The organism is Staphylococcus borealis (assembly GCF_001224225.1).
In the GTDB taxonomy this organism is placed as follows: Bacteria; Bacillota; Bacilli; order Staphylococcales; family Staphylococcaceae; genus Staphylococcus; species Staphylococcus borealis.
In genome coordinates, this window is the sequence record NZ_CUEE01000009.1 from 21,775 (window position 1) to 48,331 (window position 26,557).

Here is a 26,557-nt window from a genome sequence, read left to right on the forward strand (position 1 = left end):
TATATAGTGTCACTTTCGCTTTATTATATGCGTTTCGATTTATACATTAAGTAAATGAAATATGGTGCGCCGATAATAGCAACTACAATGCCAGCAGGTACGCCTGTTGGTTCGAGAATAATTTTACCAATCGTATCTGATAGAACAAGTAAGAAAGCACCTACAACAATTGAAATTGGTAAAAAGAGTTGATGGCGTGGTCCAATAATTGATTTTGCAATATGCGGCCCCATTAAACCAATAAATGCAATCGCACCTGCAACTGCAACAGCAATTGATGATAATACAACTGCAATAAAGAATAGAACGATACGCTCGCGTTCAATCTTCACGCCAAGCCCTTTGGCAATATGCTCATGTGTATGAATTAAATTAAGCACATTAGATTTGTATAACAGAAATGGAATGATGATGATAAGCCATGGAATCGTTGCAATCACAAATGTCCAATCATCGCCCCAAATATTACCAGCAAACCAAGTCGCTATAAATTCTGACTGATCTTCGTTAAATTTTGACATAAGTGTAATAGAACCACCATATAAAGCTGTCTGCATCCCTACACCAATTAACACCATACTTGAAGGTGTAATGCCATCTCTTTGATTCACACTAAATAAAAAGATAATAATAGCAGTTGCTATACCACCAACAATACTTATTAGCGGTAATACATATACAAAATTATCTGGATTAATATGACCAATTGAAATAAATAAAGCAATAGCAAAACCACCGCCAGCATTAATACCTAAAATACCTGGTTCGGCAATTGGATTCTTAGTGACACTTTGAATAATAGCACCACTTAAGCTAAGCGCTGCGCCTGCTAAAATCGTAATTAACATTCTAGGAAATCTAAATTCCATTAAAATTAATTGATCATAATATTCACCTTGACCAATAAGCGTCTTTAAAAATCGATCTACGGGTATCTTATACTCTCCAGAAGACACACTCCATGTACATGCTGCTAATAATAGTATTGAAAAGATCATTAACGTAATGATTTGTTTACGTCTTAATTTTGGATGAATCATATTGTGCGTCCCCCTCTTTTAACTAAATATAAGAAGTAAGGTACGCCAATAAACGAAATAATAGCGCCCACTGGTGCTTCACCTAACATACGTGCAATGGTATCGGCTAATATCATGAGCAAACCGCCTGACAACGCAGTTAATGGTAATACCTTGGCGTAATCAGTACCCACTAAAAATCTAACAATATGAGGTACCATTAATCCGACAAAGGCAATTTGTCCTACCATCGACACGGCAACACCAGCTAAAATCATCGTTAAGAACAGACTCACACCACGAATCATCGTGATATTCTGTCCTAATCCTTTCGCAAGGGTTTCACCTAAATTTAAAATCGTTAGTTGCTTACTCATGGCTATAATGATTATGATAGCAATAATAATTACTGGGCCACTCCACATAAGTTGCTTCCAAGTCGTACCTGAAACACCACCGGCAGTCCAGAATGTTAGAGTTTGGTTTAGTTTAAATGTTAACGCAATACCCTGACTTAAAGCCGTTAATAATGCACTTACAGCAGCACCGGCTAAAATAATTCTCATAGGGTTGAACCCATCTCGTCTAGATCGCCCTATCGTTAAGACGATAAAGCCACCTAGCATTGCGCCTAAAAACCCTGCAAACATAAGCATTAAAAATGGCGCCGCGGGATAAATGGCAAACGTTAATGCCAACGCAAATGAAGCACCTGAATTCAAACCAATTAGACTCGGATCAGCGAGCCCATTTTTTGTTACACCTTGAATCACAGCGCCTGCAACTGACAGTGCCATACCTACTAATACCGCACCTAAATCACGCGGTATACGTATCTCACTAATAATGTTATGTTGTTGGTTTTTAGGATTATAGTGAAAAATAGCATCCATAATAGTTGAAAAACTAATTTTTGCTTCGCCTATCAAGATAGATACGAGCAATGCGCCTATTAACAACACAAAGACTAAAATCATATAGCCAATAAAACCGATGTTTACTTTCTTATCTTTCTCCATCATGATAATTTCCCTTTTCTTAGTTTATCTATATATTATGAATAATTACGTTGGAATAAGTCATATGTGACTAATAATGGTTTCCCTGTACGTGGGTCTGTACTAAGCACGACATCAATATTGAATACTTGTTCTAGAATATCTTTCGTTAGCACGTCTTCCGTAGGGCCACAAGCAATGATATCACCTTTCTTCATTGCAATAAGATGATCAGAAAAACGAATAGCTTGATTAATGTCATGTAAGACCATGACGATCGTGCAACCTTGTTCTTTATTTAATTGTTGTACTAATTCTAATATTTCTAATTGATGTGAGATATCTAAATATGTCGTAGGCTCATCTAAGAAAATGATGTCTGTTTTTTGAGCAAGTGCCATCGCAATCCAAACACGTTGGCGTTGACCACCACTTAAATCATTAATAGAGCGATGTCTAAATTCAGAAGTTCCAGTAACAGTCAAAGCCCAATCAATTTCTTTCTTATCTTCAGCAGATAGTCGTCCAAATCCTTTTTGATGTGGGAAACGACCATAAGATACAAGTTCTCCAACTGTAAGACCATCTGCTACTTCAGGTGTTTGTGGTAATATCGCAATTTTTTTAGCAATCTCTTTTGTAGACTGTGTATGAATATTTTCACCATCTAATTGAATTTCACCATTTTTTATTGTTAGTAAGCGCGATAACGCTTTTAATAATGTAGATTTACCGCAACCATTAGGGCCAATAATTGACGTAACTTTGCCATCCGGTATTTCTACATCTAAATTGTTAATAATCGTATGATCCCCATAACCTATTTCCACTTGTTGTGCTTTTAAACGATTCATGCTTTCCCTACTTTCATAATAAATAGCTTTGGATATGATTGAAATAGTCAATTGATAATAATTATCATAGTCAATAGATGTATTATAACATCTTTGCAAACAACTGACTATTTGTAATTAATGCATAAAAGGTTAGGCATTTTATTGATTGGCAGAGCCATTTAACCTTTACCAATCAATGAAAACACCTAACCTCATTTATTTATTATTATCAATTATTCATCAATTATTCATCAATTAAAAATCCATTGCCATATACATCTCTCACGTCATGGACAACTAAAAAGGCATGATTATCAATCTTACGTATCATTTTCTTTGCTTTAGATACTTGTGTTTTCGCAACAACAACATAAAGGACGTCTTTTTCTTCACGACTATAATAGCCTCTCCCATCTAAGATGGTAAGGCCACGCCCTACTTGTTCATCTATTGCCTTCGCTACTTGGTCTGGCTTACTTGAAATAATTGTCATTGCTTTTTTAGTATTTAAACCTTCAATCACATATTCCATCACTTTTGTACCTATATACAGTGAAATAACTGTAACTAATGCCATTTGTAAAGGTAGTACCGTTAACGATATAAGTACAACAATTAAATCGAAAAATAACAAGGCATATGCTGTACTGACATCTAAATATTTATTAGCAATTTGGGCTAGTATCGTTGTTCCTGCAGTGGTACCACCGGCAAGAACTATAATACCAATACCTAATCCAACACAAGAACCACCAAAAACGGCATTAATGATAACATTTCCTGTTTCAACATGCCACTGCTCAGTTAAACTCAAGAAAACGGAGATCAATACAGTTGCTATTATAGTCAATACCATACTTTTTTTACTTAAAAATTTATATCCAACTATGATGAGTAGTGCATTAGCTACAAAGTTTGTAATGGCTGGAGAAATGTGAAACGCATAATATAGAACAATGGCTATACCTGTTACCCCACCTTCTCCTAAATTACCTGAGATAATGAACGCATTTACCCCAGCTGAAAATATGAAAGAGCCTAGTATGACCAAAAGTAAATCTTTAATATTTTTATTCACATATACCAACCCCTTTAATTGTAATATCACTAAAAATGTTAGCACATTCACTAGCAAAGCTACAATATTCATTTTGAAAAGGGATTAAAAGCATGAATGTTTAACCATATCATTGTCTTGTCTCTCGCTTGAATTCTCATTATAAATAAAGAGAATCATAAATAAATATAAATTTTCTGAATTTTTTGTTTACTTTAACGTTTCCTTTTGCTATAATGTGTATAACTTCTTAATAAGAGAAGTTATCTCCTTTGTGTTGTTTATAGTAACAAAACAAATTTTGCTCGAAGTACTGTGACAGTACCTAGTCCTTACCGTTACAAGTACATTAATATTCATTTCCCATAAAAACCAAGTATATAGAGTGTCTCCTCACTCTACATACTTGGTTTTTATCATTTATCTTAAAATTATCAATCATTATACTATCGATAGCTTGTCTGTCTTACCCAAAAACTAAAAAACTGAGAAAAGCTTAATATAAGCGCCTTCTCAGTTCATTTAGCTACTGTGCATAAATAACATCACGTATATGAATCATACGTATCTTAAATTTCATTAATTGGATAAGTATAAATGATATCTTCTTACCAAGCGAATAATCCAACAAACGCTGCAGTAAGTAATGACACTAAAATACCTGCTAATAACATCATTGGTACATATTTAGATACAAAATCTGATGTTTTTTTATCAACAATCCCTTTTAACGTTCCTACAATCATGCCAATCGTTGAGAAGTTGGCAAATGAAACTAAGAATGTTGAAATGACTGCTCTTCTATGTGGACTATATGAATCTACTACTTTACTAATTTCACCCATAACTACAAATTCATTTGTAACAATTTTCTTGGCCATTTGTTGCGCGACAATCCATGCTTCTCCCCATGGTAAACCAAGTAAAAGTGCAAATGGATACATAAATAAACCTAAAATTTGATTCAAGCCGAAACTGCCTTTTACACCAATCCATCCACCAACAAGGCCTGTAATCAGATTTATAAAGCGATCAATTAAGTCTGCTAAAGCAACAAAGCTAATGACGAAAGCAATAATGATTAATACCAGTTTACCCGCATTCAATACAGAATCACCTAGGAATGAGAAGAATGGTTGACGTTCAACTGCTTCATCATTCTTAATGCTATAAATGATATCTTCTTGCTCTTCAACACTTACTGGATTCAAGATTGAAGAAACAATAATCGCATTGATAATATTTAAAGGTATTGCAGTTAATACAAGTTCACCAGGTATCATTTGTACATATGCCCCAACAATGGCACCAGAGATGGAACTCATTGACATCATAGCTACAGTTAATACACGCATTTCATTCATGCGTTTAAGTTGTTCATTAGATACAGCTAACGCTTCAGTATTACCTAAGAACATCATTTCAATACCGAAGAATGATTCAAATTTAGGTTGACGTGTAACCTTAGCAAGTACCCAACCAATACCACCTATAACTTTAGGTAGAATGTTGAAATACATTAAAACGTCAAACAATGGTACAACAAGTAGAATTGGGAATAGCGCACTAATCGCCATATCCATTTGTTTACCGCTAGTAAAGCTGCTAAATGCAAACCCTGTTCCAGTGTGTGCGGATTGAATTACCCATGCAATTGCTGAAGCTAATCTTTCTACAATCGTTCTCCCAATTTGGAAATAAACAAAGAACCATGCTAAAAACAAGTTTAAAACAACAAGAATTAAAATAGATTTCCATTGGATATTTTTGCGATCTCTTGAAAATAATACTGCAATTCCCAAAAATGCAAGTAACCCAATGATGTTAATCACTAAAAACATAAGGCACCTACCTGACTAAATTTTTATGACGTGATGTCATGGCATGTTTATATAACAGAACCGTACTTTAAACTCTAATTAACCCCAAAAGTTCCGTTAATAATATATTTCTCATTATACCATGAGGTAATGTTCGAGAAAATATAGATTCGTCAAATTAACATAAATGAAAAAGAGCGAGACAGACTTCGTTTTGAAATCATCACGCTCTCTACTTGCTTTACTTATCGTTGTTCATGTTGACCATCTACTTGCTATAACCCTAGATTTGATTTTAGAAAAGCTTAGTATACATGTCTGTTAAATTCAGGTAGTGATTTTGCAATACAGCATCACACTATGGTTGGTTACAGGTGTGTTTTACATGCGTTTAATCATGGTTCTTTTCAATATCATGATAAATATAATCACCAATGTATTGAGACGCTTTTCCGTTCTCTATTGAGCAGAAATCATTATAAAATGCTTCGATTTTATCTTTATATTTTACTTTATGTTGTTCAATTTGTTTTAATTCTTTAGCCAATTTAAATTCATCTGTAATGATTTCACCAGGTAGATCATTCATATAATCCATGTAGAAACCACGTAGTCCTTTATCATATTTTTCTATATCATAGGCAAAGAAAAATTGTGGACGTTTTAAGATACCAAAATCAAACATAACAGATGAATAATCAGTTATTAACGCATCAGAAACGAGGTATAATTCCGAAATATCGCTATAATTTGATACATCGATTGCAAAGTCGTCAAATCCATGTAAATCTAACGCATTAGCAATAAGATAATGCATTCTTAGTAAGATGACATAGTCATCGCCAATTTCTTTTTGGAGATTTGCCAAATTAATTTTCAAATCGAATAAGTATTGGCCTTTCTTCACAAACTCATCATCTCTCCAAGTTGGTGCATACATAATGACTTTTTTATCTGCAGGTAAATTTAAATTACGCTTAATTTGTTCAATATATTCAGTATCATTTTGTCGATTAACTAAAACATCATTTCTTGGGTATCCAATTTCCCAGATACGGTCTTCGTCCATCCAAAATGCAGATTTGAAAATATTTGAAGAATATCTATTAGGTGATACCAAACGATCCCAACGCGATGCTTCGGCATAGAAATTCTTCTTATAGTTTGCAGTAGTTGTGCCAGGCATTCTAACCACTTTCATATCGTTAGCTAAACGTTTTAATGGTGTTCCATGCCAAGTCTGAATATACATTTGATTCTCTTTTTTATTTAAATATAGTGGCAATCTAGCATTTGTCACCCAATATTTTGCTTTAGCATAGGCATCATAATACGCTTTTGATCCCTTTTTAACTTTAGTTGCATTGCCTGGAACAATGTTATTTTCAGGCTTAGAAAAGACCCACATATAATTTAAATGTGGATAATGTGTCTGCATGTATTCATAGATATACTTAGGACTATCGCTGTAGTTTTTACCGCCGAACGCTTCAAATACAATGGTATTTGGATCGACCATAGCCTCATTATCACTGAGTTGATATTTTGAACGTTCTTTCATTTTGCTATTTAACAAAATATTTTTAACTAAGCGTGTTTTATTACGCAAATCATTAACATATTTAGCATTTTCAATATTATCCATAGATAAGAATAATATTTCTAAATTGTATAATATCTTTCCATCTTTAAAGATGTCCCATTTGATTGTTTTAACAATCTTAATCAATACATCTTCAAGTGTTACATATCGAGATTTTATATCTCTAAGGGCTGGATCGAAGCCGCCTTTAATTTCATTTTTCATTCTGTTGATCAAGAAATTTTTGACGCGTTTATCATTAGTTCGTTGCATTGCATCAAAGAAACTATTAACGTGATCTTCAAATTTATTTGTAAAGTCCTGATCACTTAAGGTATTACCATAAAATGGATCATAGACTTCGCCACGATAATAGAATGGGAAATTGGTAATTCTAACGAAACGCTCTGCATATTTTAAATATTCCAACACAAATGATGTATCTGCATATATACTTAATGACTCATTAAATTGAATTTGGTGTGCTTTAATGATGGCATTTTTAAACAGAATATTACATGCTGATTCTTTTCTCAAAATTGAGTTCGGACTTTTTTGATGCGTATCATATTGCATACGCACTCTGTCTTTATCTACATATTGTGGACGTTGACTTCTAAATTTATGAATAGGTGCAATCAATGTATCTAAACCATTTACGTGTTGTAGGTAGAAATCAACAGCATAGGATGCTAATTGATCATCCGCATCTAGGAATAGTACATATTGCCCATGCGCTTGTTCTAAAGCTACATTACGTGCATGTGCGTGACCAGTATTTTCTTGTAACTGAATGAAGTGAACGTCTTTGTCATATGTCTTTAACGTTTCTTGTAGTCGTTCTGTTGAACGATCAGTTGAACCATCATCGACAATAATAACGTCGAAGTCTTGGTTTCTTTGACTTTTCAAGCTGTGAATACACTCACTAATATAATCTTCATTATTAAAATACGTAATAATAATCGATAATTTATTCAATATATTTCTCTCCAATTTTCTAATTATTCATCGTATGCGTCACGTCATTGATGAGGGATTGGTAGTTAATTAATGCTTGTTCTACACTAAATTTTTCACTTAATTTTACATCTTTGAAGGGGATATTTCTAGCCATTTCCATTGCATTCGCAAACCCTTCAATGTCATCTTTTTCCACAAGTATACCATTTTCGTGATTACGAATTAACTCACTTGGTCCATAGCGTACATTATACGAAATAACAGGACAACCACAATTAATGCTTTCCATAATGGATAACCCAAAGCCCTCATATCGACTTGTTAGAAGGGAAGCAATTGCCTTTGGAAACACTTCTTTAGGCGTATTCGTGTGCCCTTTAAAAATAACTTTATCTTCAAGTTGAAGCGTTCTAACTAGTTGTTTGAGCTTGTTTAAATTACCTTCTTTATCATCGCCATACACTAGAAGTTTAGATGAATACCCTTTTTTCAAATACATATCGAATGCTTTGATAATATGATCAATCTGCTTTTCAGAAGCTAATCTACCAATAAAACAAAATTGATCTTCAACAGCATCTCGATGATTTGATTGCGCTATGTCTAGAAAATGAGGTATCACCTCTATTTTATTATCATCTATATCGAATTGCGATTGAATATCACGTTTTTGGTAATCGGTTAAAACAACATATTTGTCAATCTTTTCATGATTATCAAGCGCAAGCTTATACGAATGACGAACGTTATGATCTTGTAAATGGTTACTATGAAACATTAATATACGCTTAATATCATTTTCACACTCAATCAATGGTCTGTCGAGTAAGCGTGCATCATTAAATACGATACTTCCATCTGCTAAAACATGATTGTAATAATACGTAAATAAAGCTTTTTCTTTTTTGAAGATGCGCGTTTCACCTTGCTTAGTGAAATGTTGTATATCAATCAATTGATTCTTTTGATCGTTCATAAAATGTTTCTTTAAATACATGTTGCCCTTTTTATCGTAATATTCTTCCGATGTTTTGATAGCTGTTACGTCGTCAAAATAATCAATTTTATGCAGTCTACCGTTTAAAGTAAATGATTTGCGTTTAGCTATCTTTTGCGTATTAGGATTTATTGTATCTTCAAACTTGACCACCTGTCTGTCCGTATAATATCTACGAAACAATACGTATGTCTGATCTTTATAGTACTTTACGCTATCTCCTTCTTGAACAGCTTCCAATCCGCGTATCTTAACCTTCGTTTGGATAGGTAACTTTCGAAATAATTTAGGTTCAACAGGCTCCTCTAATAATTTATAATTCGCCAACCAGTCATATATATTTTCAATGACTGTGTTGTCAGTAATTAACTTTTTATTTCTAAAAATGCGATATACATTTTTATAGTTAGCGTTATAATTCGTCGTTAAAATCGTAGACGTTTGTCCCAATTGCGTTTCTAAAAATTGTATTCTATGCAATAAAGATTTTGTTCTTCCACCATGTGTAGGCGGCAAAGTAGATGTTATTGTATATAGCATAGTCATTCTCCAATCTCATATCTTAATGGTGTAAATGTTTATATGTCGCTTAATTAGTGTCGATTATTCCACAATCGCCTTCATAACTCAAAGCATATCTATTATTTCATGTTTACTTATTTAAAAAAGTAGCTGGAACTATTATCAGTCCCAACTACACACACCGCGCATTATTCAGTTAGGTTTTGCGTTGTAACAAATTGATGATATTTGTCATGGTTACGCATTAATTCAATATGCGTACCTTCTCCTGTCACTTTACCTTGATCTAAGAAAATGATTTTTCCCGCTTTTTTAATAGTTGAAAGACGATGGGCAATAACTATCGTTGTTCTACCTTCCATGAGAATTTCTAATGCCTCTTGGATTTTTTGTTCACTCTCACTATCTAAATTTGCAGTCGCTTCGTCTAATAATAAAATATCAGGATTCTTCACGAAACTACGTGCAATATCAATACGTTGTCTTTGGCCACCCGATAATTTCAGTCCTCGTTCTCCTACTAACGTGTCATAGCCATCATCAAACTGCATGATGAAGTCATGACAATTCGCTAATTTAGCATATTTAATCAATTCTTCATCTGATACTTCTCGATTAATACCATATAGAATATTGTCACGTATTGTACCGCTCATCATAGAATTCGATTGCATGACATAACCAATCTTATTACGCCAATTTGTGATAGGTACATCATAAATACTTTGGGTGCCATACTTAATATCTCCAGATTCAATGTCATACATACGTTCAATCAGATTGAATATTGTACTTTTACCTGAACCTGATGGCCCAACAAATGCACTGACCTCGCCTTGAGGAATACGGAAAGATACATTGCTAAGAATAGTTTTGATATCATATTTGAAATCAACATTTTCAAATGACAATTCGCCATCGTTGATTGAAATATGATCTATAGGTTGCAAATCTTCCATTGGTTCAATAGGTTCTTGCATAATTTCAAAGATCCTACTACTTGCACCCACTGCCTTTTTATAGTCTGTAACTAATGTTGAAAGATTCATTAACGGCATTGATAATTGCATCACATAAAAAATCATTGCAATGAGTGCACCCGCTGTGATAGCACCAGTTGCTATTCTTATCGCACCGAAACCTAAGATAACTGCAATCATTAGTAACATAATTACACTTGAAATAGGTTGAATCACTGCAGTAATTTTAGCTTGTCGCAGACCCAAATTATAAATTTCACGTAAGTTACTATGCGCATTGTTTAACTCTTGTTTCTCTGTATTCGATACTTTAACTAATCGCATCTCAGTTAACACACGTCCTAATAACCCACTAAAGTTCGCAATTTCAGTTTGTGTATTCATTGATATCTTTTGCATTTTACGTCCTAGTGGAATCATTATCGCCATAAATATCGGAATAGCAATAAATGTTAATAATGTCATTTGCCAATCCATAATAAATAGCATGACGATTGACCCAATGAGCGTTATAACTGCTGGTAGTAATTGTGGCAATTTCTGTGAAATAAATTCATTAATAACCTTTGTATCGTCTGTCAAACGACTCATTAGCTGTCCGCTTTCATTCTTATCAAAAAATGGCATCTTTAATTTAATGATATGTCCCCATAATATGGATCGAATATCATAAATCATTTTTTCACCAATTTTACTTAGTAAATAAATACCTATACCACTTAATAGTGCATTGGCAATAAATATACCTGCAAATAATAGAACGATATTCCAATTAATACTACTTGTAGAAAATTTATCAACCAGCCGTCCGGTAAATAGCGGAATTAACAGACCACTAATACTCCCTAGCGAAGAAATTATGATTGCCGCGATAATTAGTCCATATGGCCACGACAAACGTTTAAATAAGAAAAATAATGGATTTTGTCCTTTCATAAATTAGCCCTCTTTTTATATTCATTTTAAAAATTTAATTATCTCATTTTCCAAGTATAAAGCTTTAGCAAAAAAATTCATATAAACATACTTATATGATAAAATATTTTAGTTGAAATTTTGAAAAAGGAAAGATAAGAATGAAACGACGCTTTACAATGATATTGGTTGCATTGTTAACCATTGCTATTATAGCACCTAAAACATATGCTTCCGAATATGAGCCAACACCTACCGAAATTGCTAGACAATATGGTTACCCAAATGTAACAGATGCCTATCAACCTGAAGGTAGTATTAATGTTAGTCAAACCGGGCAAATTTTATATGACTATCAATCTAACCAAAAATGGTACCCTGCTTCAATGACGAAGTTAATGACCATGTATTTAACACTCGAAGCCATCAATAAAGGGGAACTTTCTTTAAATGACAAAGTACATATTACGGATCAGCATTATCGTATGTCAACATTACCGGAATTAAGTAATACGAAATTATATCCTGGTGAAACTTATACCATTAGTGAGTTACTTCAAATTACAGTCTCTAACTCAAGTAATGCTGCTGCTTTAATTTTAGCTGATGAAGTTTCTGGAAATGTCAATGATTTTACAGATTTAATGAATAAGAAAGCCAAAGCGTTAGGTATGTCAAATACGCATTTCGTTAATCCAACAGGTGCCGAAAATTCACAATTAAAAGATTTTGCACCATCAAAATATAAAGATCAAGACAATTCCACATCTACTGCAAAGGACTTCGCAATCCTAGATCATCATGTCATTAAAGAAACACCGAAAATACTACACTTCACTAAGCAACTTGCTCCAACACAACACGGTGTTACATACTATACATTTAACCATTCATTAGAAGGTGCCGATATGAGTTTGCCCGGTACTGACGGATTAAAAACAGGTTCAAGTGATGTTGCAGATTATAACCATACGATAACAACTAAACGTAAGCAATTCCGTATCAACCAAGTTATTATGGGCGCTGGAGATTACGTTAATTTAGGCGGTGAAAAACAGCGTAACATGGTGGGTAATGCAATGATGAACCGTTCTTTTGATCAATATCGTTATAAAAACGTGCTTTCTAAAGGTACGCATAAAATAAACGGTAAAACATACTATGTCAAAGAAAATTTATACGATGTAGTGCCTAAAGACATGAATCAAAAAGATTACAAATTCATTATTAAAGATGGTAAGGTTCATCTTGATTATGATCGTCAATTTCTTACAAAGGACGATGGACCACCTAAAGTTGACGTAACGAAACCTTTATTACACAAAGCAAATACTATTGCTCAAACGACTTGGAAAGAACATCCAATTGTCACTTTTATAGCATTAGCGTTATTAGCAATTGCATGTATACTTATTGTACGTTCAATTATTCATTTATTATTTAAACGCAAATAGCATCAATTAAACGCACATTGTTTGAGACAATGTCTCAGACTCAAGTGATACTCAAATCGATAACATAGCGCTGTTATACGACGCCTAGTGGAAATGAACTATATCTACTTTAAAAGACGCACAGGACAGAAATTATAATACATCCATTGTCCGTTCCTAGCATGCTTTAAGCGCGATTTCAAATCAGATAGCTACTTCCAAATGATAAAGGAGGTTGAGACATTTTATCTTGTCTCAACCTCCTTTTAATAGGATTAAATCTCATATTCTTAATTATTTAGCATCTTTGCCATATAATTCTTGTTTAATTTTAGTTGTTGAAATACCTTCCGTACGTTTTAAGTATACAACTTCACATTTGTCTTTTAAGAAGTCAAATTCGCCTTCCCAGTCATGTCCCATTACAAAGACATCTACTTCAAAACGATCTACGTCAGTTTCTTTTTGTCCCCAATCATTCTCAGGAATGACTAAGTCAACATAACGAATTGATTCCAACATCATTTTGCGTTGCTCATAATCATAATATGATTTTTTATTCTTAATTTGATTGAATTCATCTGAAGATAAAGCGACAATTAAATAATCGCCCATTTCACGCGCTCTTCTTAATAATTCAATATGACCATAATGTAATAAGTCATAAGTGCCGTAAGTAATAACTCTTCTCATATAACGCTATCTCCTTAACATAATTTTTAACATTTTTTCATAACTTTAATTTAGCATAAATAAAATTTACATACCATTAATTATATAAGACATATTACACTATCGCTTTAAAAGGCGTTTGACAGACTGTTTACTATTAAATGCAAATTTCTTAGGCATGACCTGTGCTTTGAATCGGAAATATCCAGGTCGTCCAATACCGACATCAATAAGTGTTTGACGCCACTTCTCATAAGTATCGCGCGTCCAATGCGTTGCACCTTGCTCAACAGCTTGGATAATTCTAAACAACGCATCTCCAGAGTAATTAGTATGTTGCATATCCTTAATATAATGTGTAACTTTATCAATAAAGTTAGGTGTTACTCTACTATATTTTAATAAATAAGCTTGAATAAGATAACTCACGATTAAATCATCCATTCGATAACTATAGTAGGCTTTCTCATTTGTTAAAAGGAGTATCTCCATAACCCTTTGACGTACGCGTCTGGCATCTTCAATATAGGAGATAAACGTATCACCACGCTTATCAGTGACTGAACCTTCTTGCTCATTATATCCATATATTATCAGCGGTAATAATTGTATATCACGTGCAGTTAAATAAGCACGTGTAATAAAGGTATGTTCTTCACAAAACACAACATCTTCATCAAAGCGCAACGCACTAAATTTAGAATTGAATAGTTTTCCACCTGGCCCAATAGATTGCAAGATTTCAGGTGCTTGTGCTAATGATACTAATGCTTCACGGTTCATTTCTTCATGTGTAGGTACAATTTTCCAGTCTCCATGAACGCCTCTTCCAATTTGCCCTATAACGATATCGACTTCTTGATTACGCTCATAATAATCAATCATTTTATCAAGTCTTCCCGGTAGAAACTGATCGTCTGCGTCTAAAAACATAAATGCTTCCACGTCATCAGACATTGCAGCTAATCCAAAGTTTCTACTTGCAGCTGCACCTTGATTATCTTGATTGTAAATCATGATATTTTTAACTTCTTTTTGCAATTGCGTAAGTTCATGCCTTGAATGATCTGTAGAGCCGTCATTCACACAAATAATCTCAACTTCATGCGTTGTATCAATCGATTTGATTGCCCTACGTATTGTATTTTCTGCATTATATACAGGAATTATGATAGCTATTTTCATTTTTCCACCATCTTTTCAATAAATTCTGTAACACGTTGAACGCTTGCTTCACTATTATATTTATGCCAATGTTTAAATAATGGTTCAAACAGCGCAACATCATTTTTAATTTTTACAATCAATTCTTCCTCAGTCGTCGCTTTATATCGTTGAGGAATGGCTTTATAAAATTGGTTTAAGCCACGAATTTTATCGTATTTTTCTTCGTCATACACATAAAACAATGTCGGTTTATCTAGCAAACTTGCCTCAATAGGTAATGAACTATAATCGCTAATAATGATATCCGCCATAATCATCAATTCCTGAGTTGTCGCTACAGATTGACGTTGCGAAATTGATGGATGTAGTTGATTTATCAATGTGTATTCAGGCAAAGCTTGCTCAAATCGTTCAACATCTATGTGTCTATTATTTTCTGAACCTTCACGATACGTTGGAACATAGACAACTAACGTTTTATGAATATTATAAAGTTTTTTCAAACGTTCTTGCTCGGCCTTAAGATTGAATTTTAAATAGTGGGTTAAACGAGGTAAACCAAGTGGCAACATTTGTGATTCAGTAGCACCAAATGAGGCCTTAAAACATTCCCCCATCTCTTTTCCACCAATAAGATAATAATCTGTTGCATGATATACACGCTGGTATTGCTTAACCATTGTGTTGTTAGTTAAATCAACTTGATGATCGGTTAAACCGAAATTTTTTAGGGCACCTGATGCATGCCACGTTTGAATAATCGTTTGTGAGTGTTTCTTAGAATAACCACCTAGCATTAAATAATACGTATCAATGACAATGACTTTTGAACGACTCAACGCTCTGATATGTTTGACGATATGTTTATTTCCTGCAGGTATAAAAGTAATATGGTTAAGATGTTCTAGCCTATATTGTTCTTCAACCTTCGCAATCACAGTTATATTGTAACCCTTACTATCTAAGTCATTAATAATTGGCATGACATCTTCAGGGAACGTCATTAGAACAGTGATACGTTGTTTGTCTACGGATTTTCCTTTAAAAATGAAGTTCAATAATGCAATCATCAACATATATACTTTTTTTATAATTAGTCGCATACGTTTACCTCTCATATTTTCAATATAAAAATTATAAATCAAAACTACCCGATGTACTGAATATACAAAATCCTTGATAAACGCTTCTACATTTATCAAGGACTTTAAAATTATAAGAAATCTGCGAAATGATCACGATATCTACGATGTAAAATTGAACCTAATACGAAGAATATTAAAATAACGATAATGTTATATAGTAATAATTTCCAATGTTCAATAAAGTACCATTCGTGGAATAATATTGCAGCACGATATGATTCTGCTAAGAAATAGACTGGATTAAATTTAATGATTTCACCAATTGTTCCACCAATACCTGAATCTTTAGGCACCCATAAAATTGGAGACATATAGAATAGAATTCTTAGCAAGGCCTGCATAATCATTTGCGTATCACGTACAATAATGCCAAGCGTCGATGTGAATAAGGCAACTGACGCCGTAAAGAAGAATGTAAGTGGTACGTAAATCAATAATTGTACAATATGAATCGAAGGGTAAATACCATTAACGATACAAATGCCAATGATAATTAACAATAATCCTATATGACCATAAAATCGGCTGGTTACCGTATACGTCGGTATAATAGAGAGCGGGAAGTTCATCTTTGCTACTTGATTAAATTTCATCGCTACCGATTTCGTTCCTTCTAAAATACCTTGATTGACGAAGAACCACATACTAATCCCTACTAGCAACCAATAAATAAAAGGTATACCGTGAACAGGCTGGTTACTTCTGATTCCCATACCAAATACGAACCAATAAACCATGATTTGTAATGCTGGATTCAGTAATTCCCATGCTACGCCAAGATAGTTATTCGTATTCGTTATTTTAATTTGAAATTGTGCAAGTCTTTGCACTAAGTAAAAATTCTTGATGTGTTCTTTAAAAACAGATCCTACTGCCGACATTGAAATTAACCACGCTTTCAATTAAATATATACAATGTATTAACGTATTTATTAATGATTCGGATAACTACATTATATATAACATTTTCTCAAAAGTTTAATATAATTATTACGTACGCATCATATTATTATATATTGTAAAGTAGATTACTATAAAATAAGACCATAACTATGGACTTCATTTTATAAAAAAAGTAAAATCTACTTATTGTTTACAAAAAGTTATACAAAATCTCTTATACACTTTACACTAGGTTAATAAATTTAACAACTATTGTATGATGTATTATAATCTATATAAGTATTGATAAGGAAGGAATTATCATGAGCGTATCTGTAAATATCAAAAATGTGACAAAAGAATATCGCATTTATCGCAATAATAAAGAACGCATTAAAGATGCCTTAATCCCTAAAAATAAAAATAATACATTTTTCGCTTTAGACGATGTCTCTATCACAGCACACGAAGGTGATGTCATCGGTTTAGTCGGCATCAACGGCTCAGGTAAATCTACATTAAGTAATATGATTGGTGGCTCAATCTCACCTACTTCAGGCAATATTGAACGCAACGGTGAAGTGAGTGTCATCGCAATCAATGCAGGCCTTAACGGTCGTTTGACTGGTGTGGAAAATATCGAATTTAAAATGTTATGTATGGGGTTCAAAAGAAAAGAAATTAAACAACTTATGCCTCAAGTAATAGAATTTAGTGAATTAGGCGAATTTATTCATCAACCTGTTAAAAATTATTCAAGTGGTATGCGTGCTAAATTAGGATTCTCAATTAACGTTACAATCAACCCTGATATTTTAGTTATTGATGAAGCATTATCCGTTGGGGACCAAACTTTCACACAAAAATGCTTAGACAAAATTTATGAATTCAAAGAAGCCAACAAAACGATATTCTTCGTTAGTCATAACATCCGTCAAGTTCGAGAGTTCTGTACTAAAATTGCTTGGATTGAAGGCGGAAAGCTCAAAGAGTACGGAGAATTAGAAGAGGTACTTCCTAAATATGAGCAATTCTTAAAAGACTTCAAGAAAAAATCAAAAGCCGATCAAAAAGCATTCAGAAAAGGTTTAGATGAAAAACGATTTATTGTTAAATAGCGATCATCAAGATAAAAATATGAAGAGACTGGGACAAAATAAAATGTCTCAGCCTCTTCGTATTTTTGGCAGTAGCTGGTTGAACTGAGAAGGCGCTTGAACCAAACTTTTCTCAGTTCTAGTCATCCTTGCCAACAGGGGTCCGGCAAATAAAATGTTATTAAGAAATTCTATTTGCTAAGCAAGCTAGAAGCGGGACAACGACTTCAAAAGTATTCTGCCCCACCCCTTATTTATTCTTCTTCATTCGTCGCTGTACTTTAAAAACTTTATACATAAATTTAGGAATACTACGCATACGCCCAATACGCTTCCAATCGATTAATAAGCGATATACCCATTCTATATTCAATTGAATAAATAGTTTAGGCGCTCTCTTCTTCGTGCCACTGTATATTTCAAGTGAGCCACCTACACCCATCATTACAGTACTTTTAAAGGTATGTCGATACTTTTGAATCCACTCTTCTTGTTTTGGAAAGCCCATCCCAACGAAAATATAATCCGGATTAAAACGTTGTATTCGTTTGATGACTGTCTCATCATTTAAGTCTATATAGCCATGATGATAATCAAATTGGGCTTGCGGATATTTCTGCTGTAAATTATTGTGTGCCAGTGTGACTACTTCATGTTTAGCACCAAGTAAATATACCTTTTGATAATTCGTATGCGCAATCTTTAAACAATGTTCCATCAATTCGATACCTGGCACACGTCTTTTTAACGGCATCCCTAATCGATTCGATGCCTTAATAACCCCCGTACCATCTGGAACAACGTAATCCGCACTATTAATTAGCTGTCTATATGTACTATGCTCTGACGCATAATCAACGATTTCTGGATTAGCTGTCACGATAAACAAATTATCCTCAGTGTCTTGCGTGAAAAATGTTTTGACATGTTCAATCATATCTAGCATCGTTACATTGTCGAATTGAACACCTAAAATATCCACTTTAGTCGCTGTTGTCTCTTTTTGATCATGCATTTAAGTAATCTCCTTACTGTCTAAACCATTTCATATGCATATAGTATATGAAAATAGAAACATAATAAATAATTATTTTTTCTCAACACGTTTTCAACTGATATTCATGTTCTCTCTAAAAGATACATCTAAAGTCTAAACGCTAAATCATTAAATTTACTTTATAATCAATACTATAATCTTATACTCGACGAGGTCAATCATGGTCTATTTAGAACAATTTTTTACTACAACTATCAATTTAAATATATATTTAATCCTTATTATAGCAATGATCTATATAATGATTCATCAAAATAGACATCGCTCATTTAATCAGTATTTAGACGTTTATTTAAACTATATTCCTGTACTTACACATGAATTTGGTCATGTATTATTTAATAAAATCAGTGGCGGACGCGCAAAAGATTTGGTTATCGTTACCCGTCCATCTGAACGATTGCAAACGATGCAACAAGGTTATGCTATTACGCAATCCAAAGGGCGTATTGGACAATTCATTACAACACTAGGCGGCTATATCATGCCTCCATTGATGCTCTTAATCGGTCTAAGTGCTGCTTATTATGGTCATCCAAGTCTATTCTTAAGCGCTTATATCATTATTTTTATTTATTTTTTCATTCTAACATCACGCAAACTATCACCAATGATTGTATTAATCATATTCATCGCACTTTTATACTTTTTAGTGCAACACGACAATCAATTGCTATTTTATTATTTAGTCATTTTTATGTATCATCTGATTCTTGGCGTATTATTAGGCGAAGTTTTACAATCAAGTTGGACAATATTTAAACTAACATTTCAACGCCCCATCCCGAGTTGGGATGGGCGTACCTTAACAGAAATCACACGTATACCCACATTCATTTTCAGTACCTTATGGATAGCGTTTAACGCGTTAGCAATATACGTTATGCTCATCTTCACACTTTAATTCAATTTAAACAAATCTCCACTAAAGCGGTATAACTGACCAATTTAGTGGAGATTCTATTATCTAATTAAACATGTTCTGCAAATATATTCATTGCGTTGTCATAGCTTAGTATCGTTACAATATCATTTCGTTTCACTATCATGACTTTATTCGTTTCATCTTTAGTTACTATTTCAACATCATTTCCTATTGAAATATCTTTGCTTGAAAGATAGACCAGGAGTTCAGTCTTATCACGTACACGTTTAATCGTCACTTTATCACCAGGCGCGAATGCTAATAAAGATATTGTAAATTTCTCTTCGAAATGTTGATTTCTTGGGATAATGCCACCATGTGGACATGTTTCAGGATAATCAAGTATCTTATCCAAACGTTCTACAAACAAATCTGAAATGCGATGTTCTAATATTTCCGCTTCTTGATGTACCTCTTCCCAAGTATATTGTAAAACCTCTATTAAAAATAACTCCAACAGACGGTGACGCTTAATGATATCTAACGTATGTTTCAACCCCTCATCTGAGAGCTTTACACCTTTATAGTGTTTCGTTTCAACATAACCAGCTTTTTCCAAACGTCCAACCATTTCACTAACTGAAGGAGGCTTTATATTTAAATACTGAGATAACTTTTTATTTGAGACAAAGGATGTATCTCCATCATTAGCTAATATTGCTTTCAGATAATCCTCTTTTTCTTCAGTTAACATCATTTCACCTCACCCATGCATTCACTTTATTGTATCATGAATTGCTAATGAATGTTATTCACGCTTATTTAAACAATCTGGAATTTTATTATAAATGCGATCCTGGACATACATTATATAATGATGCTACTTTGCACATTCATAGTAGCTGACTGAACTGGGAAAAGACTTAAATCAATCTTGTATCCCTTCTAGTCATCCTTGTGAGCGGGCCTTAGCAAAGAGTATTTCATCAAGACATGCCACAAGTTAAGCAATGTGGGAGTGACCACGAATTTATAAAGCATTCCGTCCCACTCCCACATCGCTATATCTTCAACAACCATGATTAAATTAATCGGTTAAACTGTCAACGATAACCATTTCATCATAGTTAATTGCTTCTCTTAACTTTAATGCTGTACTTTCAGTAATGTCGCCATCATCAGTCAAACTAGATAAAACACGACGTTGTTCTCTCAAAGCATTTAATTTAATCTTCGTAATTGAATCTTCTGCTCGTGTATTAAAGAAATTAGATGGCGATAAGTTATCGATTCTCATAAGATATCCGTCACAAATCATACCAACTTCTAATTTATTATCTTCATTCGCTTCATCTACTAAACGACTGACTACATTATAGTGAACAATCTTATTGATTTTAGATAGTTCCAATAAGTTATCCGTCACACTTAACGATGATGCGGCATTTGTACGCGTTCTTATACGACGTTTTAAAAGTAAAGCTCTTGCGCCAACAATCATTCGACGTATAAGTGAAGCTTGACGATATACTTGAGTTCGTTCAGCGTAACGCATATAGTTTTCTAATACGCTCGCTGTAATTTCACCATCATCGGCAAGTTGTTCTAACGTTTTCGTTTCAACTTTAAATGCTAAACTTTGTAATCGTTCAAGTTCTTTAGAGTTCTCGTCATCCTTTTCAACAGATTTCAAGAACGTTAATTTATCGTGATATTCTTTAATCACATTGCCATAGCGGTAACTTGTTTCAAACGATGAATGATGATTCAAGTAATCAATGACATGCTCAAGAATATAAATTCTTGCTTCTTTAAAATTCATACTTCCAATCTTCGCTTTAGGTGCACTCGCTGTTACAAACGGCAATACTACTTGTGCAACCACTAGACTGATAATAACCATACCTGAGGAAATAAATAATAAATCATTACGATATGAGAATGCATGATGATCTGCTAAAAAATAAGGCAGTGTTAATGCGATTGCCAATGAAATGGTTCCATGAACACCACATAGCGTCATGATAAGGGCATACATACTTCGTTTAGGTGGTTTTTCTTTTTTCTTGTCTTCCCCTTCTTCATTCATTAATTTTTGGAAAGGACTGACAGATAAATAGAATAATGGATATAGCACATACACCCAAATAAATCTAAATAGATAGACTGCTAACGCAACCAAGGCCGTGATTACAACTAAGAACAATAAATTGTGTGGTTCTGTTTTTACAATATTCCCAATAACTTCTGGAACTAAAAATCCTAATATTGAAAAAACAAAACCATTCAATGCGTACCCTAGAATATTCCAAGTGTGGTTATAACTCATTTGAAGTCGTGTGCGTGTCTGAGCGATACGATCACGTTCAAAGCCATGTACTAAACCTGCAACAACAGCGGCAATAATTCCTGACGCATGAAACATTTCAGCTACAAGATATGTAACAAATGGTGTCAATAATTGTAAGAATGTAAACATATTAATGTTCTCTATGCCACGTCTGGTAAGCGTTAAACGGAATCTAACGAGTGCAATACCAATAAGTAAACCAATAATTGCACCACCGATTGACGCAATCAGAAATTGTTGCACCGCTTCAAATAATGAAAATGTACCAGTAATTAGAACACCTACTGCAATTTTAAATGAAATGATACCTGCTGCATCATTAAGTAATGATTCACCTTCAAGTATAGTCATAGCACCTTTAGGTAGTACCTTACCTTTTGTAATTGCTTGCACAGCCACAGCATCCGTTGGACATAATATTGCAGCTACAGCAAATGCGGCACCTATAGGAAGTGTCGGCCAAATCCAATGAATAAACAGGCCTACACCAATTACAGTTGTAATAACGAGTCCTAATGCCATTAACATAACCGGTTTAATATAGCGACGTAAATGAGCTCTGGAAACGTTAACACCTTCCACAAACAGTAACGGTGCAATCGTTGCTACCATAAAGAGTTCTGAATCAAAGTTGAATTCTACAGGTACAGGTGTTAAAAAGAGGAGCATTCCTAAAGCAATTTGAATGAATGCCAGAGGCACTTTGGGTATAAAAGTATGAACAAAGGAGCTTATAATCACTACGGCTAGAAATATGAGAATCGTTTCAAATATTTCCAAACTTCCACCCCATTTTATACTTCATATTTAATTGGAGAAATAAGACTTGCCTAATATAAAAAATACGCTTTATGTCTATTTATATCTTTATAAGATACATCTTAAACTCACAATCGGTTAGTTATAATTTTACCATTAAAGTTACAATGAATTAACTAACTTGCATTCATTTTTAATCCATTTTTATTAAATTGATAGCATTCCAATCTACTTCTAACCATTCATTTGTTTGATCACTTATAACAATCACCTTTATACCAACTAAGACTTTCATTGAGATTTTAATAAAATTTTTACTATCCCCTAACATTGAATTAAACATTCATTACTATGCTTTAGTTAGAAATGTTCAAACTGAAATCATTTCGTTTTAAACAATCGGGTGCTTCAATTGAAAACCATTTAGGAGGATTATACATGACTATTTCAAAAAGACTTACTGCGACAGTATTAGGCATTTTACTCTTAATTATGTTGATTGCAACAGTCGCAGATCAACCGATATCAAATGCATTGATGAATCAAAATGATCTATTTGGCACACTCTTTCAAAATTATGGGTTATTCCCGCCTACGTTAGTACTCATTATTTCTGTGATTATATTAAATTATTATGTATTCACAACGTTTAATCATCGATTTGCTAAGTTAATCATCTTAGTTATGACTTCTGTATTCACACTAATTAAAACGAACGCACTAGTATCAGAAACTGTTCAATACATATTATCAACATCAAATAATATAAAGCACCATAAGCCTATGGGTATGGCAAATAATGAAGGAAATGCAGGTACCGCTTTACCCTTAGGTTGGAGTATGTTTATATCACTAATCATTTTATTAATCATCGCATTTGTTTGTTATTATTTTTGGTTAAAAAACACAAATACTGCTGAATTAACTAGATTATTTAAAGTGTCACTTATCAGCTTTATCGTACTATTTATCGGCTTAGAACTTGTTGGCAATATGAAAGAATTATGGGGACGTGTCAGACCATATGAACTTAGCGACAAAGGATCACATTTTACCAATTGGCTTACCATAAATGGCAATACAGGGCATAGTTCATTCCCATCAGGGCATACGGGTAATGGTGCCTTTCTCATGTTTCTAGCTTTCTATTTCCATAAGCTTCGCTCACGAAAAATCATGTTCGCAATTGGCCTATTTTATAGTGTATTAATGGCATTAAGTCGAATTCGAATCGGTGCGCATTTTACTAGCGATGTAACCATGAGTTTAATCATTATGTTTGGTCTTATGGTGATGGCAGACGTCCTTATTCATAAGATAACTTCAAATACTAATCAGCAATAATGTGGCATGTATGACGGATGTATCATCATCGATTCAATTGCTACGTTCTAAATTAGAAATAACTACAGTTGACGTATATTTTATCTTTACTACAATTTTAACCGTACGATATTTCTATTTTAAGGAGTTAAAATCATGAATACATTTTCAGAGAAAGAGAAACTGACATTATTATCAGATATTGTAGAGATTAATACGGTGAATGATAATGAAATGGAAGTTGCTACTTATTTAAAAGACTTATTTGAAGCACATCATATTAAGGCAGAAATTGATACGGTTGAAGGTCAACGTGCAAACTTAATTGCTACAATCGGTAGTGGAAGCCCTGTGGTAGCAATTTCAGGCCACATGGATGTTGTATCAGAGGGCGATCACAATGATTGGGACTATCCCCCATTTCAATTGACCGAAAAAGAAAACCGATTATATGGCCGTGGTACTTCAGATATGAAATCCGGGTTAATGGCTTTAGCGATTGCAATGATTGAATTGAAAGAAAACCATCAACTACCTCATGGTACGATAAAATTCATGGCAACTGCGGGTGAAGAAAGAGAACAACTTGGTTCAGCACAACTATATCAAAAAGGTTATATGAATGACGTTGACGCTTTGATTATTGCTGAACCATCTGAAACAAACATCGTTTATGCTCATAAAGGATCAATGGATTATAAAATCACTTCTAAAGGTAAAGCTGCTCACAGTTCTGTACCTGTTATCGGATATAATGCGATCAAACCATTAATTGACTTTATTCAAGATATCGATACTGAATATGAACGTATTTCTAAAACTTTAAAAAGCGAAAAACTAGATTTTTCACATCTTATTGCGCGCATTCAAACACAATTAACACAAGACAACCACATAGCTGCGGATGAGGTTGAACGTGTGATTTCTGGACTTGTTATTAGCAATACCATTTTACATGGTGGGAACCAAGTGAATTCAGTTCCTGATATTGCTACTGCTGAATTTAATATTAGAACGATTCCAGAATATGATAATAAAAAAGTTAAAGCCCTATTTAAAACTTATTTAGAAGAAGTCAATAAACAAGGGGGTCAACTTGAAGAGGATTTGTATTTAGACTTAGATCCAGTATTAACAACAGGAGATAATCCATTAATTAAGATTGGACAACGTGTGGCTAAGCAGATATTCGGCGAAGACATTGTTGCTTCACCAACAGTCGGTGTCACAGACGCTTCTAATTTGTTACGAGATAAAGATGAACACTTTTCTTTCCTAATGTTTGGACCCGGAACAGTGCCACATCAAATTAACGAGTATGTAGAGAAAGAAAAATACCTTCGTTTTATCGACTACTACAAAGAATTACTCATAACTTATTTAAAAGAAGAGTCCGGGACATAAATAATATGATGATGCTATTTTGCAAATTCGCAGTAGCTGACTGAACTGAAAAGGCGCTTTAATCAAGCTTTTCTCAGTTTTAGTCATCCTTGCGGAGGTGGGCGGGGCCCCAACACAAAAAATCACGAAAGTGATTTTACAAGCTAAGCAAGTTGGGGTCGGGGCCCCAGCAAAGAGAATTTCATTAAGAAATTCTACAAGCAAAGCAAGCTGGGAGTTTACGACGAATTTAAAAGAATTCTGTCCCACTCCCAACTCATATTTACAACGAGAAAATCTATAATCAAAAGCATAAGTTAGCATCGTACGACGTCACACATTCAAAAAAGGGGGTGGATTTTATGAAAATTTCATGGATCTTTTGGTGGATAGTAAGCGGCATTGAAGTACTAAGTTTTTTAGGATTTGCGCTTTTACTTTGGTTAAGATCAGTAGATGCTACAGGGGGCATACAAACGACCGAAGTAAAATGGATTAATATTGCAGTACTAGGATTTGCGTACTTATTCCCTTTCCTAGTACAAATCATATGGTTAGTTATTAATCTTATTTACTCAAAAAGACAACAAACAATCATATAAATGATTTATTCAGCAGGTATTACTTTGCACTTCACCTATATCATTGTTATTTCTTTATGTTTATTTAAATCTATTAATGACATTAATTTTATATATCAACCTAAAAAATGAGATTGAACATTCAAACCAGTCA

The 26,557-nt window shown here is 33.7% G+C and carries 21 protein-coding genes; 6 read left to right on the forward strand and 15 right to left on the reverse strand.

All coding sequences use genetic code 11. From position 1 onward, the window contains the following. Positions 1–23 precede the first annotated feature (23 nt). The 8 genes from AK212_RS10215 to AK212_RS10250 form a co-directional block, all read right to left on the reverse strand. Positions 24–1,040: a FecCD family ABC transporter permease gene (locus AK212_RS10215; protein ID WP_053030674.1), complete on the reverse strand. Its 1,017-nt coding sequence runs from the start codon at positions 1,038–1,040 to the stop codon at positions 24–26. Next, positions 1,037–1,996 (reverse strand): FecCD family ABC transporter permease, encoded by a 960-nt coding sequence (locus AK212_RS10220; RefSeq protein ID WP_371106752.1) that lies wholly within the window; start codon positions 1,994–1,996, stop codon positions 1,037–1,039. The genes AK212_RS10215 and AK212_RS10220 overlap by 4 nt, the downstream gene beginning before the upstream one ends. Before the next feature lie 77 nt (positions 1,997–2,073). Then, positions 2,074–2,871, reverse strand: coding sequence for an ABC transporter ATP-binding protein (locus AK212_RS10225; protein WP_053030677.1), 798 nt, complete (start codon positions 2,869–2,871; stop codon positions 2,074–2,076). Between the two features lie 226 nt (positions 2,872–3,097). Continuing rightward, positions 3,098–3,931, reverse strand: coding sequence for a YitT family protein (locus AK212_RS10230; protein WP_053030679.1), 834 nt, complete (start codon positions 3,929–3,931; stop codon positions 3,098–3,100). Between the two features lie 587 nt (positions 3,932–4,518). Next, positions 4,519–5,751, reverse strand: coding sequence for a NupC/NupG family nucleoside CNT transporter (locus AK212_RS10235; protein WP_053030682.1), 1,233 nt, complete (start codon positions 5,749–5,751; stop codon positions 4,519–4,521). 370 nt (positions 5,752–6,121) lie between these two features. Beyond that, positions 6,122–8,293: a bifunctional glycosyltransferase/CDP-glycerol:glycerophosphate glycerophosphotransferase gene (locus AK212_RS13195; protein WP_080365549.1), complete on the reverse strand. Its 2,172-nt coding sequence runs from the start codon at positions 8,291–8,293 to the stop codon at positions 6,122–6,124. A gap of 19 nt (positions 8,294–8,312) precedes the next feature. Then, positions 8,313–9,812 carry a glycosyltransferase gene (locus tag AK212_RS10245; RefSeq protein ID WP_053030684.1) on the reverse strand — a complete coding sequence of 500 codons (1,500 nt, stop codon included), beginning with the start codon at positions 9,810–9,812 and terminating at the stop codon, positions 8,313–8,315. A 170-nt stretch (positions 9,813–9,982) separates the two neighbouring features. Further along, positions 9,983–11,710 (reverse strand): ABC transporter ATP-binding protein, encoded by a 1,728-nt coding sequence (locus AK212_RS10250; RefSeq protein ID WP_053030686.1) that lies wholly within the window; start codon positions 11,708–11,710, stop codon positions 9,983–9,985. Between the two features lie 140 nt (positions 11,711–11,850). On the opposite strand from AK212_RS10250, the gene pbp4 reads away from it, so the two are divergent. Further along, complete coding sequence (gene pbp4, locus AK212_RS10255; RefSeq protein WP_053030687.1) at positions 11,851–13,143, forward strand: penicillin-binding protein PBP4; 1,293 nt, start codon at positions 11,851–11,853, stop codon at positions 13,141–13,143. A gap of 273 nt (positions 13,144–13,416) precedes the next feature. Here pbp4 and tagD read toward each other — a convergent pair whose 3' ends face one another. From tagD to AK212_RS10275, 4 genes are all read right to left on the reverse strand, one after another. Next, positions 13,417–13,815, reverse strand: a complete 399-nt coding sequence (gene tagD / locus AK212_RS10260) for a glycerol-3-phosphate cytidylyltransferase (protein WP_016930898.1) — start codon at positions 13,813–13,815, stop codon at positions 13,417–13,419. A 99-nt stretch (positions 13,816–13,914) separates the two neighbouring features. After that, positions 13,915–14,979, reverse strand: a complete 1,065-nt coding sequence (locus AK212_RS10265) for a glycosyltransferase family 2 protein (RefSeq protein ID WP_053030689.1) — start codon at positions 14,977–14,979, stop codon at positions 13,915–13,917. Beyond that, positions 14,976–16,064, reverse strand: a complete 1,089-nt coding sequence (gene tarB, locus AK212_RS10270) for a teichoic acid glycerol-phosphate primase TarB (RefSeq protein WP_053030691.1) — start codon at positions 16,062–16,064, stop codon at positions 14,976–14,978. The genes AK212_RS10265 and tarB overlap by 4 nt, the downstream gene beginning before the upstream one ends. A 110-nt stretch (positions 16,065–16,174) precedes the next feature. After that, positions 16,175–16,987 carry an ABC transporter permease gene (locus AK212_RS10275; RefSeq protein ID WP_053030693.1) on the reverse strand — a complete coding sequence of 271 codons (813 nt, stop codon included), beginning with the start codon at positions 16,985–16,987 and terminating at the stop codon, positions 16,175–16,177. Between the two features lie 324 nt (positions 16,988–17,311). Between AK212_RS10275 and tagH the strand changes: the two genes are divergently transcribed. Next, positions 17,312–18,106, forward strand: a complete 795-nt coding sequence (gene tagH / locus AK212_RS10280) for a teichoic acids export ABC transporter ATP-binding subunit TagH (RefSeq protein ID WP_049426487.1) — start codon at positions 17,312–17,314, stop codon at positions 18,104–18,106. 229 nt (positions 18,107–18,335) lie between these two features. Here the strand turns inward: tagH and tarA are convergent, their stop codons facing one another. Continuing rightward, positions 18,336–19,100: an N-acetylglucosaminyldiphosphoundecaprenol N-acetyl-beta-D-mannosaminyltransferase TarA gene (gene tarA, locus AK212_RS10285; protein ID WP_053030695.1), complete on the reverse strand. Its 765-nt coding sequence runs from the start codon at positions 19,098–19,100 to the stop codon at positions 18,336–18,338. 202 nt (positions 19,101–19,302) lie between these two features. Here tarA and AK212_RS10290 point away from each other — a divergent pair, with 202 nt between their 5' ends. Next, a complete protein-coding gene (locus AK212_RS10290) occupies positions 19,303–20,046 on the forward strand; it encodes a M50 family metallopeptidase (protein WP_053030697.1) in 744 nt (247 codons plus the stop codon). A gap of 67 nt (positions 20,047–20,113) precedes the next feature. Here AK212_RS10290 and AK212_RS10295 read toward each other — a convergent pair whose 3' ends face one another. Further along, on the reverse strand, positions 20,114–20,761 hold the full coding sequence (locus tag AK212_RS10295) for a metal-dependent transcriptional regulator (protein ID WP_053030796.1): 648 nt from the start codon (positions 20,759–20,761) through the stop codon (positions 20,114–20,116). A gap of 333 nt (positions 20,762–21,094) precedes the next feature. Continuing rightward, positions 21,095–23,137, reverse strand: coding sequence for a cation:proton antiporter (locus AK212_RS10300; RefSeq protein ID WP_053030699.1), 2,043 nt, complete (start codon positions 23,135–23,137; stop codon positions 21,095–21,097). Between the two features lie 417 nt (positions 23,138–23,554). Between AK212_RS10300 and AK212_RS10305 the strand changes: the two genes are divergently transcribed. The 3 genes from AK212_RS10305 to AK212_RS10315 all read left to right on the forward strand — a co-directional run bounded on the left by AK212_RS10305 (position 23,555) and on the right by AK212_RS10315 (position 26,424). Next, positions 23,555–24,460, forward strand: coding sequence for a phosphatase PAP2 family protein (locus tag AK212_RS10305; RefSeq protein ID WP_053030701.1), 906 nt, complete (start codon positions 23,555–23,557; stop codon positions 24,458–24,460). Between the two features lie 135 nt (positions 24,461–24,595). Then, positions 24,596–25,843 carry an ArgE/DapE family deacylase gene (locus tag AK212_RS10310; RefSeq protein ID WP_053030704.1) on the forward strand — a complete coding sequence of 416 codons (1,248 nt, stop codon included), beginning with the start codon at positions 24,596–24,598 and terminating at the stop codon, positions 25,841–25,843. 341 nt (positions 25,844–26,184) lie between these two features. After that, a complete protein-coding gene (locus tag AK212_RS10315; RefSeq protein WP_053030706.1) occupies positions 26,185–26,424 on the forward strand; it encodes a DUF3923 family protein in 240 nt (79 codons plus the stop codon). Positions 26,425–26,557: the final 133 nt, after the last annotated feature.

Coding starts and splice junctions, on each gene's coding strand:
- AK212_RS10295 (WP_053030796.1), bottom strand. CDS start 20,761: ATGTTAACTGAAGAAAAAGAGGATTATCTGAAAGCAATATTAGCTAAT.
- AK212_RS10315 (WP_053030706.1), top strand. CDS start 26,185: ATGAAAATTTCATGGATCTTTTGGTGGATAGTAAGCGGCATTGAAGTA.
- AK212_RS10310 (WP_053030704.1), top strand. CDS start 24,596: ATGAATACATTTTCAGAGAAAGAGAAACTGACATTATTATCAGATATT.
- AK212_RS10220 (WP_371106752.1), bottom strand. CDS start 1,996: ATGATTTTAGTCTTTGTGTTGTTAATAGGCGCATTGCTCGTATCTATC.
- AK212_RS10290 (WP_053030697.1), top strand. CDS start 19,303: ATGGTCTATTTAGAACAATTTTTTACTACAACTATCAATTTAAATATA.
- tarA (WP_053030695.1), bottom strand. CDS start 19,100: ATGCATGATCAAAAAGAGACAACAGCGACTAAAGTGGATATTTTAGGT.
- tagD (WP_016930898.1), bottom strand. CDS start 13,815: ATGAGAAGAGTTATTACTTACGGCACTTATGACTTATTACATTATGGT.
- AK212_RS10305 (WP_053030701.1), top strand. CDS start 23,555: ATGACTATTTCAAAAAGACTTACTGCGACAGTATTAGGCATTTTACTC.
- AK212_RS10275 (WP_053030693.1), bottom strand. CDS start 16,987: ATGTCGGCAGTAGGATCTGTTTTTAAAGAACACATCAAGAATTTTTAC.
- pbp4 (WP_053030687.1), top strand. CDS start 11,851: ATGAAACGACGCTTTACAATGATATTGGTTGCATTGTTAACCATTGCT.
- AK212_RS10235 (WP_053030682.1), bottom strand. CDS start 5,751: ATGTTTTTAGTGATTAACATCATTGGGTTACTTGCATTTTTGGGAATT.
- tarB (WP_053030691.1), bottom strand. CDS start 16,064: ATGCGACTAATTATAAAAAAAGTATATATGTTGATGATTGCATTATTG.
- AK212_RS10225 (WP_053030677.1), bottom strand. CDS start 2,871: ATGAATCGTTTAAAAGCACAACAAGTGGAAATAGGTTATGGGGATCAT.
- AK212_RS10245 (WP_053030684.1), bottom strand. CDS start 9,812: ATGCTATATACAATAACATCTACTTTGCCGCCTACACATGGTGGAAGA.
- AK212_RS10250 (WP_053030686.1), bottom strand. CDS start 11,710: ATGAAAGGACAAAATCCATTATTTTTCTTATTTAAACGTTTGTCGTGG.
- AK212_RS10265 (WP_053030689.1), bottom strand. CDS start 14,979: ATGAAAATAGCTATCATAATTCCTGTATATAATGCAGAAAATACAATA.
- AK212_RS10215 (WP_053030674.1), bottom strand. CDS start 1,040: ATGATTCATCCAAAATTAAGACGTAAACAAATCATTACGTTAATGATC.
- tagH (WP_049426487.1), top strand. CDS start 17,312: ATGAGCGTATCTGTAAATATCAAAAATGTGACAAAAGAATATCGCATT.